At 49.9% G+C, this 16,927-nt stretch carries 14 protein-coding genes and 1 riboswitch; of the genes, 2 read left to right on the forward strand and 12 right to left on the reverse strand.

Going from position 1 to position 16,927, the window contains the following annotated elements; all coding sequences use genetic code 11:
* Positions 1-7: 7 nt before the first annotated feature.
* From DEV76_RS07060 to DEV76_RS07070, 3 genes are all read right to left on the reverse strand, one after another.
* Positions 8-964 (reverse strand): helix-turn-helix transcriptional regulator, encoded by a 957-nt coding sequence (locus DEV76_RS07060; RefSeq protein WP_109696512.1) that lies wholly within the window; start codon positions 962-964, stop codon positions 8-10.
* Positions 965-1,242: 278 nt separating this feature from the next.
* Complete coding sequence (gene cydB, locus DEV76_RS07065) at positions 1,243-2,277, reverse strand: cytochrome d ubiquinol oxidase subunit II (RefSeq protein WP_109696514.1); 1,035 nt, start codon at positions 2,275-2,277, stop codon at positions 1,243-1,245.
* A gap of 10 nt (positions 2,278-2,287) precedes the next feature.
* Complete coding sequence (locus DEV76_RS07070; RefSeq protein WP_109696516.1) at positions 2,288-3,682, reverse strand: cytochrome ubiquinol oxidase subunit I; 1,395 nt, start codon at positions 3,680-3,682, stop codon at positions 2,288-2,290.
* A gap of 568 nt (positions 3,683-4,250) precedes the next feature.
* Between DEV76_RS07070 and DEV76_RS07075 the strand changes: the two genes are divergently transcribed.
* Positions 4,251-6,311 (forward strand): ATP-binding response regulator, encoded by a 2,061-nt coding sequence (locus DEV76_RS07075; protein ID WP_109696518.1) that lies wholly within the window; start codon positions 4,251-4,253, stop codon positions 6,309-6,311.
* Between the two features lie 13 nt (positions 6,312-6,324).
* On the opposite strand, the gene DEV76_RS07080 is transcribed toward DEV76_RS07075, so the two are convergent.
* The 5 genes from DEV76_RS07080 to DEV76_RS07105 all read right to left on the reverse strand — a co-directional run bounded on the left by DEV76_RS07080 (position 6,325) and on the right by DEV76_RS07105 (position 9,663).
* Positions 6,325-7,074: an SOS response-associated peptidase gene (locus DEV76_RS07080; RefSeq protein ID WP_109696520.1), complete on the reverse strand. Its 750-nt coding sequence runs from the start codon at positions 7,072-7,074 to the stop codon at positions 6,325-6,327.
* 4 nt (positions 7,075-7,078) lie between these two features.
* Positions 7,079-7,564 (reverse strand): hypothetical protein, encoded by a 486-nt coding sequence (locus tag DEV76_RS07085; protein ID WP_109696522.1) that lies wholly within the window; start codon positions 7,562-7,564, stop codon positions 7,079-7,081.
* Positions 7,564-8,826 (reverse strand): Y-family DNA polymerase, encoded by a 1,263-nt coding sequence (locus DEV76_RS07090; RefSeq protein ID WP_109696524.1) that lies wholly within the window; start codon positions 8,824-8,826, stop codon positions 7,564-7,566. Before DEV76_RS07090 ends, DEV76_RS07085 begins: the two co-directional genes overlap by 1 nt.
* Positions 8,827-8,869: 43 nt before the next feature.
* The gene (locus tag DEV76_RS07095; RefSeq protein WP_109696526.1) at positions 8,870-9,088 is read right to left on the reverse strand and encodes a hypothetical protein; all 219 of its coding nucleotides are present in this window, start codon (positions 9,086-9,088) and stop codon (positions 8,870-8,872) included.
* A 212-nt stretch (positions 9,089-9,300) separates the two neighbouring features.
* Positions 9,301-9,663, reverse strand: coding sequence for a response regulator transcription factor (locus DEV76_RS07105; RefSeq protein WP_109696530.1), 363 nt, complete (start codon positions 9,661-9,663; stop codon positions 9,301-9,303).
* Between the two features lie 302 nt (positions 9,664-9,965).
* Positions 9,966-10,163: riboswitch (cobalamin riboswitch) on the forward strand.
* A gap of 149 nt (positions 10,164-10,312) precedes the next feature.
* On the opposite strand from DEV76_RS07105, the gene metE reads away from it, so the two are divergent.
* Positions 10,313-12,613, forward strand: coding sequence for a 5-methyltetrahydropteroyltriglutamate--homocysteine S-methyltransferase (gene metE / locus DEV76_RS07110; RefSeq protein WP_109696532.1), 2,301 nt, complete (start codon positions 10,313-10,315; stop codon positions 12,611-12,613).
* 137 nt (positions 12,614-12,750) lie between these two features.
* On the opposite strand, the gene DEV76_RS07115 is transcribed toward metE, so the two are convergent.
* The 4 genes from DEV76_RS07115 to DEV76_RS07130 form a co-directional block, all read right to left on the reverse strand.
* Positions 12,751-13,323: a cupin domain-containing protein gene (locus DEV76_RS07115; RefSeq protein WP_109696534.1), complete on the reverse strand. Its 573-nt coding sequence runs from the start codon at positions 13,321-13,323 to the stop codon at positions 12,751-12,753.
* 99 nt (positions 13,324-13,422) lie between these two features.
* Positions 13,423-14,130: an aquaporin Z gene (aqpZ, locus tag DEV76_RS07120; RefSeq protein ID WP_109696536.1), complete on the reverse strand. Its 708-nt coding sequence runs from the start codon at positions 14,128-14,130 to the stop codon at positions 13,423-13,425.
* Between the two features lie 66 nt (positions 14,131-14,196).
* Positions 14,197-14,853, reverse strand: coding sequence for a response regulator transcription factor (locus tag DEV76_RS07125; protein WP_198651967.1), 657 nt, complete (start codon positions 14,851-14,853; stop codon positions 14,197-14,199).
* Positions 14,840-16,663, reverse strand: a complete 1,824-nt coding sequence (locus tag DEV76_RS07130) for a sensor histidine kinase (RefSeq protein WP_109696540.1) — start codon at positions 16,661-16,663, stop codon at positions 14,840-14,842. The genes DEV76_RS07125 and DEV76_RS07130 overlap by 14 nt, the downstream gene beginning before the upstream one ends.
* Between the last annotated feature and the right edge of the window lie 264 nt (positions 16,664-16,927).

Below are 16,927 nucleotides of genomic sequence, written 5' to 3' on the forward strand. Positions count from 1 at the left end.
CCTTATGTCAGGAGTAATGACCATCCAATTCAGAAATCTGCTGTTTGATGATAATCTTTAGATCTTCGGGTGCCACTATAGATGCATGTTTCCCCAGCATGAGCAGCCAGCGGGCAAAGTAATGCAGGCTGTGGTAAAGGAAATCCATCTCCACATATTCTGTTTCCGTTCTCTCCTGTACAAATCCATAATGATATTTCTGTTGCCCCAGCCAGCGTGCCACATCGTGGGAGATGCGTACCTGAATCAGGCTGGGCTGGTCCGGATCGGCCTCAAATTCTTTAGTGATGTATTCCTGTAAAGAGATCCGTTTGGATTTGTCGAACACCTGGCTGGTAAGTTGGAGGCTTTTGATACGGTCAGCACGAAAGTCGCGGTAATCGTTGCGGAGGCGGCACCAGCCAATGAGGTGCCAGCTGCTGTTCATATGAAAGATGCCGATGGGTTCAATTTCCCGGCGCGAAGTACTGTCGTTATAAAAAGAATAGTATTCCACAGAAAGTACTTTCTGGTTGGCCAGCCCTTCCTGTATATCGCTGAGGAAGCGGTTGGGGAACTGTTGATCATTAGCGCGGTTATCGCGTAATACAGCAATATTATCGTCCAGCGATTCCAGGAAATCCTTATCGCTGCCCCGCAATACAGCCCTGATTTTTTGCATGGCATTGCTGAATTGCTGGTGGTTAGACTGGTCGCTGTGTTTTTCCATGAGCTTTTCCCCGGTGAGGAGGGCAGCCGCTTCATTACGGTTGAACATAACGGGGGGCAGATGATACCCGTCCACGATATAGTACCCCGTACCCGCTTCGGCGCCAATTGGCACCCCGGCTTCCATAAGGGCTTTTACATCGCGGTAAACAGTACGCAGGCTAATTTCAAACCTGTCTGCGATTTCCTGTGCCTTCACGATCTTCTTCCCCTGCAGTTGTATAAGTATAGCGGTTAAACGGTCGATACGGTTCATGACTCAAAAATAATGACTATTTATCCGTGGTTAAACTTTTCCTTCTTTTAACAGTCTTTGGTTAGATGTTAATGCCCATTTCCTTTACCGGAAAATATTTTCAAAAAACATGTTTCAACACGCAAGTTTTTTCTTCGTTCAACGTCTAACTATTAAACAGGCTACATAACATATTCAACATATTAAAGATACTAGTTGCTGTTACAGCATATAGTTAGGTTAAATGGTAAAGCCCTGGCAATTCCTTGCCGGGGCTTCTTTATACATGGAAATCCCGTTTAGTAGCTCATTTCATTGAGTTTTACCTTACCCCGGAAAGTCCAGAACACAAAAATTGTATAGGAAATAACGAGCGGGGTACCTATCGCTGCAATCAATAACATGATTCTCAAAGATTTAGGGGAAGAGGCGGCTTCGTAAATACTGATGCTGAATGCAGGATCGGTAGTACTGATGACAATGTTGGGGTACAGTCCGATAGCAAATAAAATCAGCAGTATGGCGGTAATACAGCTGGAAAAGACGAATGCCGTGAAATACTTCCTCGCATCAATGTTCCGCTTAATATTGAGCACGGTAAGCACTGCCAGCATGGGCAGCACAAACAACCATGGATGCTCTTTAAACTCCTCCGTCATATGCGGGATATAGATGAGCGTAACCATAGACGACAGGATGAAGCAGAGGATAAAGAATTTGCTGCAGTTGTTTACCAGCACCGTTAGCTTGGCGTACAGCCGGTTTTCCGTTTTCATGACAAGATAAATTGCACCATGGAGCATGAACAACGATAAGGTGGTGATGGCGATCAGGAGTGCATAGGGATGAAAGAAGGTGAGCAGCCCGCCGGTGAATTCGTGCTTTTCGTTCATCGGCAGTCCATGGATGAGGTTGCCAAGGATAAGCCCCAGCAACAGGGTGATACCTGTGCTTGAAACCATGTACGCCACATCCCACATTTTACGCCACCATGCCATGGGTTCCTTGCCCCGGAATTCTATGGATATACCCCGGAAGATCAGCGCCACAAGGAATAGCATAAAGGGGACGTAGAATATGGAAAGGATCGTTCCATACACCAGCGGAAACCCTGCAAACAGTGCGCCTCCCGCTATTACCAGCCATACTTCATTACCGTCCCATACCGGGCCGATGGCATTCAGCGCTATACGGCGGCTTTCTTCTTTGTTAAAGAACAAATGTAATGCCCCTGCTCCAAGATCAAACCCGTCGAGCACACCATAACCAGTTATAAGTCCACCGATCACCAGGAACCACAGGGTGGGTAAGTCCAGACCAAAAATCGTTTCCATAGTAAGCTTTTTAGTGTTCAGGGTTTTGCAGTTGTTTGATATTCCGTTTGGAAAACTCATCGCTTTCTTCTTCCTCATTATGCGTCATTGCCGGCCCGTGCTGAATTTTCTTATTGAGCAGATAGATGAATAGTACGAACAGTAAAGCATAAACGAGGGTAAAGAGTATGAGGCTGAACATTACCTGGTTGGCCTTCACATCTTTACTGAGCGCATCAGAAGTGCGTAGCAGGCCGTACACTACCCAGGGCTGGCGGCCCACCTCAGCGGCATACCACCCGGCCTGATTGGCTACCTGTGGCAGCAGCACAGCCCAAACGAAGAGTGTCATAAGCCATTTCTTATTGAACAGCTGTTTCCGCCACAGGAAATACAATGCCGCCAGCGTAAGGGCGATCAGCATCATGCCAATAGCCACCATAATGTGATAAGTCTGAAACACGAAGTTCACGGCTGTAGGCCTTTCGGTGACCGGGAAGGCATTAAGCCCTGTTACCGGTGCCTGGAAAGACCCATGGGTAAGAAAGGATAACCCGCCCGGTACTGCCAGTCCTGTAGTTTTACCGGTTTTATTATCAACCCATCCGAAGAGGTACATGGGCGCCACGGCAGAACTGTCCCAATGCCCTTCCATGGCTGCAAGCTTGGCGGGTTGATAGTGACTGACATATTCTGCGGAGCGGTGCCCGGTAAACAGCTGTGCAAGCGCGGCAACGGCGGCAACAGAAAGACCTACTTTGAACATGGCTTTGGCAGGTTCAACAAAGCGGTTGCGGACGATGTACCAGGCGCCTACACTCATCACCAGGAACGAACCTGCAAGGAAGGAGCCGAGAATGACATGAGAAAAGCGGTCAACGGATGATGGATTAAATACCATTTCCCAGAAATCGGTGATAACAGCGCGGGCCTGCATTCCTTCCCCTTCAATCACATACCCGGTGGGTGTTTGTTGCCAGGAGTTGGCGATCACTATCCAGAGGGCGGAAAAGATGGAGCCAAGTGCTACCATGATGGTAGAAAAGAAGTGGACGCCTTTGCTGACACGGTTCCAGCCAAAGAGGAGGATACCCAGGAAGCCGGATTCCAGTGCGAAGGCGAAGATACCTTCTGCCGCCAGCGCGCTGCCGAATATATCTCCCACGTACCGGGAATAGGTAGCCCAGTTGGTACCAAACTCGAATTCCATGACGATGCCTGTGGCTACCCCGATGCCGAAGATGAGTGCGAAAATTTTAATCCAGAAGCGGGTGATGTCTTCATACATTTTAATCCCCGTCCGGAGGTACATGCCTTCCATGATAACGAGGCATACGCCCAGTCCGATGCTTAACGGGGGGTATATATAATGGAAGGCAATGGTGAAAGCGAATTGAATGCGGCTGAGTATTTCGACTGATGGCATGCCAAGGGTTTTATTTGTACAAAAGTAGGAGTACGGATCGTCCGGGAGTCTGACAATGGTCAGGCGGTGTTCCTGATATTCATCAAGTTAGTAAAGTAGTGTCAAATGCAAACACATACGTGTTTTCGACACTATCAATAACAACCATTTAACACGAGTAGGGAGTTAAGGCATCTAATTTTGAGAAACCATGGTAGGGGTTAGGTTTAAACTGAACACCTCCATGTAGTTAAATTGGAGCGTATTTAGCAGGTCTGGGGATCTCCCCGGACTTGTTATTTTACATTTGATTGTTAACAACCATTTAACAAATCTTACCGGCGTGTCTTGGTAATTTTCGTCAGCATCAAAGATCGTAGATACCAGTAAGTTCAAATATAAATTTTGGAGAGTTATCACCTCTGGCCCGATGTTTATCGGGCTAATTTTTTGCAGCAGCCGTATTTGTTAAAGGCTTGTTGCTGTTTTGAGGGGTAAGAATAATCTCCATGCGCCCATTTTGCACCGGGAAGATTTGTTCCGGGCCTTTTGGGGAAAATTCCGTAAATTATAGAAGAGAGTTTTTTGAATGTTAACGGGATGGTTCAATATCATTAAACGTATAGGGCTTCAGCCAGACCGCAAGGGAGGCGACGTAAAGCGTTTGATGGTGGTAAATTCCTTCAGTTTTATCACCGCAATCCTTTGCGCCTTCTGTGGTGTTACCCTTGCGTGGATTTCAGGGGACTGGTCCATTCTCTACACCGCCCTCGGTTTCGTATGCGGTTTCCTTTCCATTCTTGCCTTCAACCGGATTGGCTGGTATGGTACCGCCAAGTTCTCGCTGATGTTCGTATTCTGCATGGTAATGCTGTATTACGGCGCTACTTTCGGCGAAAGCACACAGGTACATTTTCTCGGCCTTTTCCTCATCGGCGTTCCCCTCCTAATCTGCACACCAGACGAACAGGAACTGCGCTTCATGTGCCTGCTCATGATCCTCGTGTGCCTGGCCTTACTTGAAACCAATTACTATTACCAGCTGATCAGCCCGATGGAAATGTCGCGGCAGGAATTATTCTTTTTCAGATGGCTCATCATGTCAGTTGTACTGACCCTCAATTTCATGGTCATCAGATTCTATCAGCTCAATATCACCGGCCTCCTGAAGCGGTTGCAAAAAAAGAACGAATCGCTTAACCGTAAGAACGACCTGGTACTGCGTAAAGAAGCAGAACTGAAACAGATCAATGCCAAATTATCTGCCTATAACGAACATCTCGCGCAGGAAGTGGAAGCCCGTACCTCGGCACTTACGCAGGGCAACATGATTATGGAAGAGATGATCAGCAATCTCAAAAACAGCAACCGCCAGCTGCGCGAACAGGATAATCTGCTGACCGCACAATTGAAAGAATTGGAAGAAGCCCGGGAAGCACTTGTGCAGGCACGGGATACTGCTGAGAAAGCAAATCTGGCCAAGTCGGCCTACCTCAGAGAGATCAGTCATGAAATCCGCAATCCACTCAACGCTGTGATCGGGATGACCTACCTGCTGCTGAATGAGATCGACAACCGTAACCGCATTCCTCAGAATGCACTCGCTTATATCGAAAGCATCAGTACCAGCGGCCATACCCTGCTGGAGATCGTCAACAACGTACTGGAACTGGCGCGTATTGAAGCAGGTAAAATAGACCAGGTGCAACCGGAACCTTTTAACCTGCGCGATTGGCTCCGCGGTGTTTCGGCCATCTATCAGAATGCCGCCCAGGTAAAGGATGTAGCCATCCAACTGCAGATCGATAACCGCCTGCCTTCCATCATTTACGGCGATCGTGTTCATCTCACCCAGATCGTCAATAACCTGCTGGGCAACGCTATCAAATTTTCACCTGAAAAGAAGAAAGTGACGCTTCACTGTTTCCGTAAAGAATCCATGCAATGGTGCATTCGCGTGTCAGACGAAGGCATTGGTATTCCTGAAGATAAACAGCGTGTTATTTTCCAGCCTTTTGAACAGGCCGATGCATCCATACAGGAGAACTATGGAGGTACAGGTCTGGGCCTTACCATTACCCGGCGCATCGCGGAAATGATGGGCGGCAGCATTACAGTATGGAGCCACCCCGGCGCAGGCACCGCTTTCACCGTAACGCTTCCTCTCAATGCAGAATCTGTTACAGGAGGACTGCAGCCGCTTGAAAATACTACCGCCGCACAGCATGAGTATGCTGCTTTTCCTGATGAAACGCGTGTATTGCTGATGGAAGACAGTGAGATTAACCAGCTCATCATGCAGCGGTTTTTCTCTAACGTAGGGGTTACCCTGCATGTGGCCAACAATGGGGAAGATGGGCTTGCGCTTGCCCGTAAAGTGCATCCCGATATCATTATCATGGACATGCATATGCCTCGCATGACAGGCCTTGAAGTAATTGTACAACTGCGTAAAGATCCTGTACTCGCTCATATCCCTGTTATCGCTATTTCTGCAGATGCATTTCACGAACAGCAGGATGAAGCCAAGAATGCCGGCGTAAATGAATATCTCATCAAGCCCATCGAATTCGACCGGCTTTACAATGTAATCAGCCAGTACCTGCGCAAGCAATCCCAATTCAGGATGCGCGTCATCAAGGCAAGTTAGTTCCCATTCAATTTTACAATGCCGGTAAGTCGGCCCAGGCCGTTTCTTCGATTACACTTTCGTCGTCGGGTTTGGCTTTCCGTACGGAATTAACCGTCCAGTAAGCCAGCTCGTCAGAAGGAATACTGTAGGAGAGGATGGACCTGATGCCTTCGTCAGAAAGGTCGGGGCGCAGCCATTCTTTTTCCAGTTCACGGGGGAGGATGAGGGGCATCCGTCCGGCGTTATCTCCTCCGTTATGAATGCGGCTCATGATGTCGTTAGCGTCGCGGGTAATAAGTGTGAAAGTACCGGGTATCTCTCCGGTCTCGGGATTAGGGATGTGAGACCAGGCGTAAAGCCCTGCAATAAAGAATATCTCACGGTCTTTGACGTGTATGTAATAAGGTACTTTGTTTTTCCATCCCGGTATTTCGCGATGTTCGAAGAAGCCGGTAGCAGGCACGAGGCACCTGTTTTTACGGATGCGGTTCCAGTAAGCTTTTGGATCCAGCACTTTTTCTGCCCGTGCATTCACCATCCATTTCCTGCCTTTCTTTACTTCTTCAGGCGTTTTCATATAATTCGGAATAACGCCCCATTCAAATTTCTGCAGCTTGTATGTGTTGTTATCGCGCAGTACCACCGGCCATTTGGGGTATCCCTGTGCCACTTTGTGAAAAGTAGGTTCGAAGTGAAGGTCCAGCTGGCCCATGTCTTTCAGTTCGGGCAGATAGTCGAACACGGATGCAATGCTGGCGGAAAATGAAAGGTCGTAACACATGGGATCAGGTTTTTTCGATGTCGGAGAAGGGTATTTTGATTTCTTCCTGTTTCGTTTTCAAATTAAGGAAAAGTTCGCCAAACTGGATAAAGAGCGTAACGGCGAGATCTTCTTTCCGGTCGGCCTTCCAGTTGGTATGTCCCCGGATGTATTGTTTGATGGCTGCCCCGGTAGCGGGGTCCGGGCTCCATTTCTTTTTGGCAAGGAGGGCAATGTATACATGATAACCTTCCGGCTGGCCGGCTGCAATAAAGAGGCGCTCCCGGTCTGCCAGAGCTTCGGCGTCGTAGAGGTGCCGGTGCGGATCTGCTACGATAGCTTCCATATGGGCGCGTGCTTCTGTGAGGGAGCGGTGGGGCGAGAGCAGGAGGGATGCTTTCAGCGAAGGATGCATCCCCCGCGGATAATCCTGCCGTACAAACCACCGGTGCCCCGCATCGAGGAGCCCTTGCAGAACAGCCGGGCGCAATATGGCGAGCGGGTTATGCATTATTCCGGTTTGGCTTTAATGATTTCATGGAGGCGGGTGGTGTAGCAGGGGGAAAGGCGCTCCTGCCGCAGTGTCCATTTCTTATCGCCGCCCTGCACCGCAAACCGCAGCACGGGCTTCCCTGCAAAATGTTTTGTGATACCGTCGAGCGCCTGCATGAGCTTGCGCTCTTTATCGTGATTGGTGGTTTCGAAAAGGTTTTCCTGTACCTCCGTATCCGGAACAAGATCCATGGCGGTAATGCCCGTTTTCTTGTAATTATATCCCGGTTTAAAGATATGGTCCAGCGCGAGGAGGGCATGGCGGATGAGCTCGCGGGTGGAATTGGCGGGTACCGGAAGGCGCACGTTCACGGAGCGGTGATACTGCGCATCCTGGCCACGGAAGTTGTTGGTTTGTACAAACACCTGTATTACGGTAGCGCGGGAGTTTTGACTCCGCAGCTTTTGTGCTGCTACCGCGGCGTAGTTGGCGAGCGCTTCCTGGATATCTGATTTTTCAGTGAGCAGCTGTCCGAAGGAGCGGGCAACACACACTGCTTTTTTAGGTGGTGCTGCTTCTTCCAGTGCTATACTGGGGATGCCGCGAAGCTCCCGTACCAGGCGGAGGCCCGTTACCGTGAGTTCCCGCCGGGCAAAGTCGTCTGGTACAAGAGAGAGGTCGAATGCGGTGTGGAAGCCTTTCTGATGGAGCATGGCGGCATACTGGGGCCCGATGCCCCAGATGTCTTCCACTTGCGTGGCGGCTAATACTGCCCGTGTTTTCTCAGGGGAATCCAGTACGAGAAAGCCTTCCGGCAGTTTATTCTTTTTGACAGCACGGTTAGCCATCTTGGCGAGGGTTTTGGTAGGGGCCACGCCTACTGATACAGGCAGGCCCACATCGTGGAGTACGCCGGCGCGGATGGCTGCAGCAAGGGCGCCGGGGGCAGTATGCCCTGTGAGGTCGAGAAAGGCTTCATCTATACTATACACTTCCATTTCAGGCGCATAGGAAGAGAGTACCTGCATGACGCGTTGGGAAAGACTGCCATAGAGGGTGTAGTTGGAGGAGAAGACTGCTACCTGGTGGCGCTGCAGGAGCTCTTCCATGAAAAATGCCGGTGCGCCCATCCGTATGCCGAGGGTTTTGGCTTCTTCGGAACGGGATATTACGCATCCGTCGTTGTTGCTGAGTACCACCACCGGAAGGTGAAGTACGCCGGGGTGGAAGAGCCTTTCGCAGCTTACGTAAAAATTATTGCAGTCGACCAGAGCAATCATTTGGCTAATTATATTAGCAAATATAGCTAAATATATTGGCAAATCAGGCAAAGCGCGCTACGATCGCATCGGCGATACGGTCCACCAGTGCTGCATCCGGAGGTACATCGCCCTGGGAAAGTGCCCGCAGCTGATCTTCTTCGTCCAGCTCAAAAACCACCAGCCCGTCGCCCGTATCTACATGAAAAGCCATGCCATAACCTTTCACGAAAGGCTTTACTTCAAACTGGCGGTCGTCTACCTTAATGGTAAAATTGTCCATGCGGCAAATATCGCTATTCCGGGTTTATATACCCTATGGTGGTAATAAAGGAAACACGAAAAGGCCGGACAAAGCCGGCCGCAAACGCGTTCACAGAAATAATAGTGACGAAAGGGGGAATCCTTTACCGGCGCCGGTCACCTGCCAGGAAGAAGCTGTGACCGGAAAGCCGGGTGTAGGAATAGCAGGCCGAAAGCCGGAAAGGGCTTCCGTTAAATGAGTGCCTGGATTTTTGCGGTTAACTCGTGTGGACTGAAAGGCCTTATGATGATTTCTTCTGCTTCCATACCGAACCAGGAAGAAATACTTTCCATGACGAAATAGGCAGGCAGCATGAGAATTATCGGCAGCAGCTTTTGCTGGCGCTGTATGCGCAACTGCTCCGACAGCTCGTTCAGATAAGGGAAAGGCAATTTAAGGTCGGCGATTACCAGGTCGTAATCATATGTTCCTAATAGCATGGCCGCTTCTTTTCCGTTATAGGCGAGGTCTGCATGATGTCCTTCTTTTTTAATGATCAACTCTACTACATGAATCATTAATAAATCATCTTCAATTACCAATATCCTTTTCATATACAAGTCGCTGTTACCCACAATAGCATAGGCGCACGAAGCTCCAGGCGCGGATGCGCAGATATTTTAATCTATGGTGCTAAAGTGGTAGTTCAATAATATGGAGGCGAGTATACAGGTATACGTCTGATCTTCTATATGGCTATCCGTTAATATCTAATCTGGTAGGTATAAGCCGTTATGCCCCAGTATTTGCATATACTGTGCCAAAATATTTATTAGTTAATGCCCGTTAACAAAGGAGTTGGTAATAGGTTTTGATGAATGACATTCCTATCTTTGACCCCGAGTTCTTTACCCGATTCATTCTTTCCATAGTGCGGTAGACGGCGGAAGCCGTCTTTAAAAAGGAACCGTGTGCAAATCACGGGCTGTCGCGCAACTGTAAGTAACTGCTAATAGTTACCGCCCCCTCAAGTTCATTGTCCTGATCTGAACAGGATGAGAAGAACGGCGGTAATGTTACAAGCCAGGATACTTGCCCGCTATGCAAGATCATGCTTTCGCGATTTGAAGCAATGGTCAGGAACCATAATGGGCAAGCTATGCCCCGTTATGCCGTTCTGTGCCTTCTCCCATCTCCTGAAAGCGTACGAAAACCGTAAGGAGCATTAAGTCACTTAATGTTTCACCAAAAAGTTTTTTGCGTATGCTTAAACACACCCTCGGCTACCCGCGCATGGGAGCCCGCCGCCAGCTTAAAAAAGCTTGCGAAGATTACTGGCAGGGCCGTATCGGCCGCCAGGAACTATTTGTTACCGCACAACGCCTGCAGGAAGAACAATGGCGCCTGCAGGAAGCCTCCGGGATGGATCTCATCCCCTGCAACGATTTCAGTTTCTACGATCATGTGCTCGACATGTCGCTCCTCATGGGTGCCATCCCCGACCGTTACGCACCCGTAGTTACCGACATCCCGCAGAACACCGAAGCCGATCTGGCCTTTGCCATGGCACGCGGCTATCAGCAACATGGTCTCGATCTCACCGCCATGGAAATGACCAAGTGGTTCGACACCAATTACCACTACATCGTGCCCGAGTTCAGGAAAAACCAATCGTTCCGCCTGTTCTCCAACAAAGTCTTTAATGCCTTCGACGCTGCGAAGCATCTCCTCAAAGCCACTCCCAAGCCCGTTCTGACAGGCCCCGTATCATTCCTGCTGCTCGGTAAGGAAAAAGAACCGGGCTTCCACCGTCTGGAACTGTTGCCCAAACTGCTGCCCGTTTACATAGAGGTGCTGCAGCGCCTGCGCGATAACGGTGCTGCATGGGTACAGCTGGATGAACCTTTTCTGGGTACAGACCTCCCCGCCGGTGCGGCGGAAGCTTACAGCTATGCCTATGCCGAGATCGCGAAACATTGCAAAGGGCTCCGCACAATGGTTGCCACTTACTTCGAAGGCCTGCGTGATAATGCAGAGCTGGCAGCGTCTCTGCCGGTTTGCTGCCTGCATATCGACCTGGTACGTGCCCCGGAACAGCTGAGCAGTTTATTACCATTGCTTCCCCCGAAAATGTCGCTTTCACTCGGTGTGATAGACGGGCGGAATATCTGGAAGAATAATTACAGCCGCTCACTGGAATTCATTCGTGAAGCGGTGAACGTACTCGGGGAAAACAGGGTGATGATCGCACCTTCATGCTCCCTGCTGCACACACCCGCCGACCTCGACCTCGAAACCGATATGGATGAAGAGCTCCGGTCCTGGATGGCCTTTGCTAAACAGAAGCTTATCGAAACGGATGAGCTGAACAGGATCTTCCAGGGCGATGATTCTCTACTGCATGCAAACACAGCTGCCATCGCAGCCCGTGCAGCTTCTTCCCGCATCCATAAGCCGGCTGTGAAAGCAAGGGTAGCCAGTATTACGGAAGCTGATGCACAACGGGCATCTGCCTTCCTGCAACGGCAGGTGCTTCAGCAGCAGCGTTTTCGTTTGCCGCTTTACCCCACCACTACCATCGGTTCATTTCCGCAGACTGCAGACATCCGCTCATTACGTGCTTCATATAAGAAAGGGGATATCCTGGCCGCACAATACGATCAGGCACTGGAAGCCGCTACGCGTGATACCATCCGCCTGCAGGAAAGCATCGGGCTCGATGTACTGGTACATGGTGAGTTCGAAAGGAACGACATGGTGGAGTATTTCGGGGAAAAGCTGGAAGGCTTCGCTTTCACACAACACGGATGGGTGCAGAGTTATGGCAGCCGCTGTGTTAAGCCGCCGGTGATTTATGGTGATGTGAGCCGCGAAGAGGATATGACCGTCCGCTGGTCGGTGTTCGCGCAATCGTGCACCAGTCTGCCTATGAAGGGGATGCTTACCGGGCCGGTAACAATCCTGCAATGGTCTTTCGTCCGCGACGATCAGCCCCGTGCTGAAACTACCGCTCAGATTGCTTTAGCGATCCGTGATGAAGTGGTGGCACTGGAAAAAGCAGGCATCGGTATTATTCAGATCGATGAGCCAGCTATCCGGGAAGGGTTGCCTATCCGGCAGGCAGACCGGGAACAGTACCTGTCCTGGGCTGTGAAGGCTTTCCGTGTATCCGCATCAGGTGTGCAGGATGCCACGCAGATTCATACGCATATGTGCTATAGTGATTTCAATGATATCATCCGGCATATTGCTGACATGGATGCTGATGTGATTACGATAGAAACATCACGTTCACAGATGGAGTTGCTGGAAGCATTTGCGGATTTCCGGTATCCGAATGAGATAGGGCCGGGCGTGTATGATATTCACTCACCGCGGGTGCCCACAGCCGCAGAGATGGAGTCATTGCTGCACAAAGCTGCGGAGTATATACCGGCACGCAACATCTGGGTTAATCCCGATTGCGGGCTGAAAACACGGAAGTGGCCTGAAACGGAGGCTGCTCTCCGGAACATGGTTAGCGCAGCCCGTGCGGTGCGTGCTGCCGTGAAGGAAACAGTATAATTAAAATAGCCGCGCTGGAAACAGCGCGGCCTTTTTTTCAGCTTCATTGATAAGACCGGATTGCTCCAGCCATACCATCTCTTCATTAGAAGCATCTTTCATAACTTATCCGTGTATATGAATAACCTGCGATGGTTTTATATTCCTCCTACTCCCCGGTATTTATGAAAGGGCCGGTACCCCATCCATTTGGCAGCTACAGCCACCATTTTAAACACCCATTTCTGCAACACCACCGGAATGCCTGCCATATAACAATGGTCAGGGTAGTGATGTAGCGTAGTGGCGAGTTGCAGGAAGCATGCGCTCCCTTTACGGTTGAGTGCTCCTTTTTGAGAAAGCGACCACAGTGTTTCCAGTATGCGCTCCCATTGCATAGCCGGAGCGATCTCATAGGTGAAATGCAGGACTTCCGACTTACTGGCATTGCGCCAGGCATGAGGTGTTCCCGCAGGTACCACAACCTGTTCTCCTGCATGGTAAAGCCGGGATTTACGGCCAATTTCCATCCACAGGCTGCCGGAGTGTACAATAAACCTTTCTTCCTGAACCGGATGCTGATGGCGGAGTGCTCCGCAGGCAGTTTCCCCTCCGGGCCCTACTACAGCTGCGATCTGCACGAGAGCACCATCGGTACTCGCATGTGTTTGTAGGAAAGTAAACTGCTCCTGGTTAATAGGATTATAGATTACGGAACCCTGCCGGATCATGATCGCTGCTGTTTTGAGGTCTGTTGTATGGCAGCAAAAATAAGTGCGGCAAATAATTTGCCGCACGGTAGTAGTACTTAATTATATAGGTAATGATGCTTACGATTTATCCATCACCCGCCATACAATAGCGGCAGCGATGCCTCCCACGATAGGGGCTACAATAAACAGCCAGAGTTGTTGTAATGCATTGCCTCCTGCAAAAAGTGCGGGTCCGAGGCTGCGGGCAGGGTTCACGGAAGTGCCGGTGATGGGGATACAGAAGAGGTGGATGCAGGTAAGTGTAAGACCGATGGCCACACCGGCCGTGGTACCATTGCCCCATTTGCCAGTGGCTCCGAAAATAACGAACAGGAAAAGGAATGTGAGTACGGCTTCTGCTACAAATGCGGATGCGGTGTTATATCCGGCACCGTAGCCTTCGCCCCAGCCATTGGAGCCAAGTGCCCATTCTCCCGCCTGCCAGCCGGGCAGGCCTTTCTGAATGCACCAAAGCACCCATGCGGCAATCACTGCGCCGATACATTGTGCAATGATGTAACCGAGTGCATCGGCTGCCTTGATCTTACCGGCGGTTAGCATGGCGATGGTAATGGCCGGATTTATATGACATCCGGAGATGCCTCCGATAGCATAGCACATCACCAGCACTGCAAGCCCGAAAGCGAAGGCGATCCCCAGCAGGCCGATGCCCGCAGGACCGGAGGCACTAACCCCCGATACCACGGCTGCGCCGCACCCAAAAAATACCAGGGCAAATGTGCCTATCATTTCGGCAAAGTACTTGGTGGAAGATTTAATTTCCATGTGGGTTTGTTTTAGTTACCTAATAATACAAACCAACCCCAACGATTGTTTGCCGCCGGCCTGCCTTCAGAACCCCGGCTTACTGCCTCCCGTGGCTTCAATGGCAAAGCGGAGCAGACTGTTTTTACCCGAAAGGGATAGTTTCCGGGTGATGTTCATCCTGTGATTGCTGACGGTTTTTTCGCTGATGCCCAGCTCATCGGCGATTTCCTTACTGGTCTTGTACCCGGCCACAAGGTGTATGATACGGTGCTCGGAAGGGGTAAGGAGGGAGATGAGGTCGCTGGCCCCGGTGGGTGCTTTATGCTTCTGCCGTAGCAGGAAAGTAGACATTTCGGGGCTGATATATGCATTGCCGGCCGTAACGGAATGAATGGCATGGATGATATCCACCACTGCGTTTTCCTTCAGTACATACCCCATGATCCCGATCTCGAGGGCTTTCATAAATGCATCTTTCACCTTATGCATCGTTAACAGGATAATGGGGAGTTCCGGCTTGATCAGCAATGCTTCTTCAGCAGCCTGCAATCCGTTCAGCTCCGGCATATCAATATCCAGGATGATGACATCGGGGTTTTTAGTACGTACGCCTTCTACCGCCTCACGGCCATTAACCGCCTGGTAGATGACACGGAAGTTACCGGCCGACTCAATTACTTCCCGCAAGCCTTTCAGGAATATCGGATGATCGTCGGCAATAAGGATATCAAATGATTTCATGGTACGAAATGGGTATGTTGACGGAGAGCGCTGCGCCATCGCCCGCGTCTGGATGAATAATAAACTGGCCTCCCATGATCTGTACGCGCTCACGGATGCTCAGCAGCCCGAATCCGAATTCATTTTTATTTCCCAATCCCACCCCGTCGTCGGTCACCACAATACGGATGAGCCATACTGCACGGTGGATGCGGATGGTGCAGCGTGTGGCACCGGAATGCTTCACCATATTGTTAAGCAGTTCCTGCACGATGCGGTAGATATTCATTTCATTTTCCCGGGAAAACAGATTGTCGATATTGTCAATCCCTGCATCCATCACTATGTTGGCGCCATCACCGGTTTCTTCCGCCAGGCTCTGGATACTCTGTGTAAGCCCCATCATATCCATCTGGTAGGGGCGTAGTGAGTAGGAAATATTCCTGATTTCCTGAATTGTTTCTGACACGTTGCCGGCTACATCTGTAGCCAGGTTTTTAATATCCGGATCGCTGGTTTTGTTACCGAGGATGAGGAGCCGGTTTTTGATAAGTATCAGTTGCTGCCCCACGCTGTCGTGCAGCTCGGAGGCGGTGCGCTTACGCTCATGCTCCTGCATACGGATCATTTCTTTGGAGAATGCACTGCTTTGTTCGATCGCCTGAACCTGAAGGGCCTCTTTCGCCCGTTTGTAGAAATTCAATTTACTGGTAAGCGCCCACGACAGGATGATGGCTTCCAGCGCGGTACCCAGTTGGGCGGAATGCCGGGTAAATGTATTGTCCGGCAGCAGCCCGTTATCCCGGAGATTATACACTATGCCCAGAACAATCAGTAATCCAAACCCCGTAAGGAAGTACACAGCCGGACGAAATCCTCTCATATACACCGAAATACCCGCCGCCAGCCAATATGCGAACGTGATATAAATGGCAGCTTCCAGTACAATGTACATCACAGGCCAGCTCACAAATACTGCCGCTACCGGAATGGCGATGAGGAATATTATTAGCGGGATACGGATGCTAAACAGGATTGGTGCATGTTCTTTTACCCGGAGAAAGGTATTTGTGAACAGGATACCGAAAAGCATTCCGCCCGGCAGTACGGTGGTCATTTCGTTGAGCCAGCCTGCACTGGGGAAAAAGACGGCGATATAGTTGTTCAGTATGAGGGTAGACAGGCCGGAGAATAAGATATACAGAACATACAGCAGATAGGAAATATCGCGGAGGGTGATAAATGCAAAAAGATTATAGATCATTAATGCCACGAGTATACCATAGAAAATGCCATGGATGAAATCATCTTCATGCTGTGTTTCGAGATGGTATTCTATTGCCGCTGCTTCCATGCGTAAACGCATCAATGCGTTACTGGTTACCCGCAGGTAATAGGTGGTGCGTACTGCGGGAGGAGCATACAGCGGCAGCAGCGGAATGTTGGACTGTATGATCTTACCGTCACCTGCGGAGCCGGAGCGGTAGCTTACTTTACTGAATTGTCCCGGAATGGATTCATGATAAAGATCTATCTCCTGCAACCCGGGCGAAGCAATGGAGAGATAAAGTGTTTCGTCTACAGGGTTTTCTACATCGAATTTCACCCACCATGCTGAGGATGTTGCACCAGGAACTGCAACAGCATCTTTTGAGCGTTTAAAATCATTACTGCGTTGCACTACTTCATTGATCGTTAATTCCTTTCCCGGATCTTCCAGCAGCAAAGGATACGCAATCTTTTGCGGAGGGATTCCCGGACGGGAAACAGCCGGGAAAACGGACTGGGTGATTAGTAATATCGACAGAATGATAAATATGCTACGCAACATGTTGAGGCAAAATTACGATTGGTGTATATCTGGGGTATAGGTACTGTTACCCAGCAAATGCAAAGGTAAGCAGGCGGGAATTGAAAAGAAAGAACGGTAATATTCTGATAATCAATAGTTATTATCCTGCCGGGACTGCTTTCGGGGTTTTATTCCCTATGTCTGAATACGAGGCAGCCGGCAACTGCCATTCATATTGGCCTATCCGAATGTTATTTCATGCAGAAATATGTGCATACCGAAGTGCAACATTTTAGCAGTGAA

It is taken from the genome of Chitinophaga deserti, assembly GCF_003149455.1.
GTDB classification, from domain to species: domain Bacteria; phylum Bacteroidota; class Bacteroidia; order Chitinophagales; family Chitinophagaceae; genus Chitinophaga; species Chitinophaga deserti.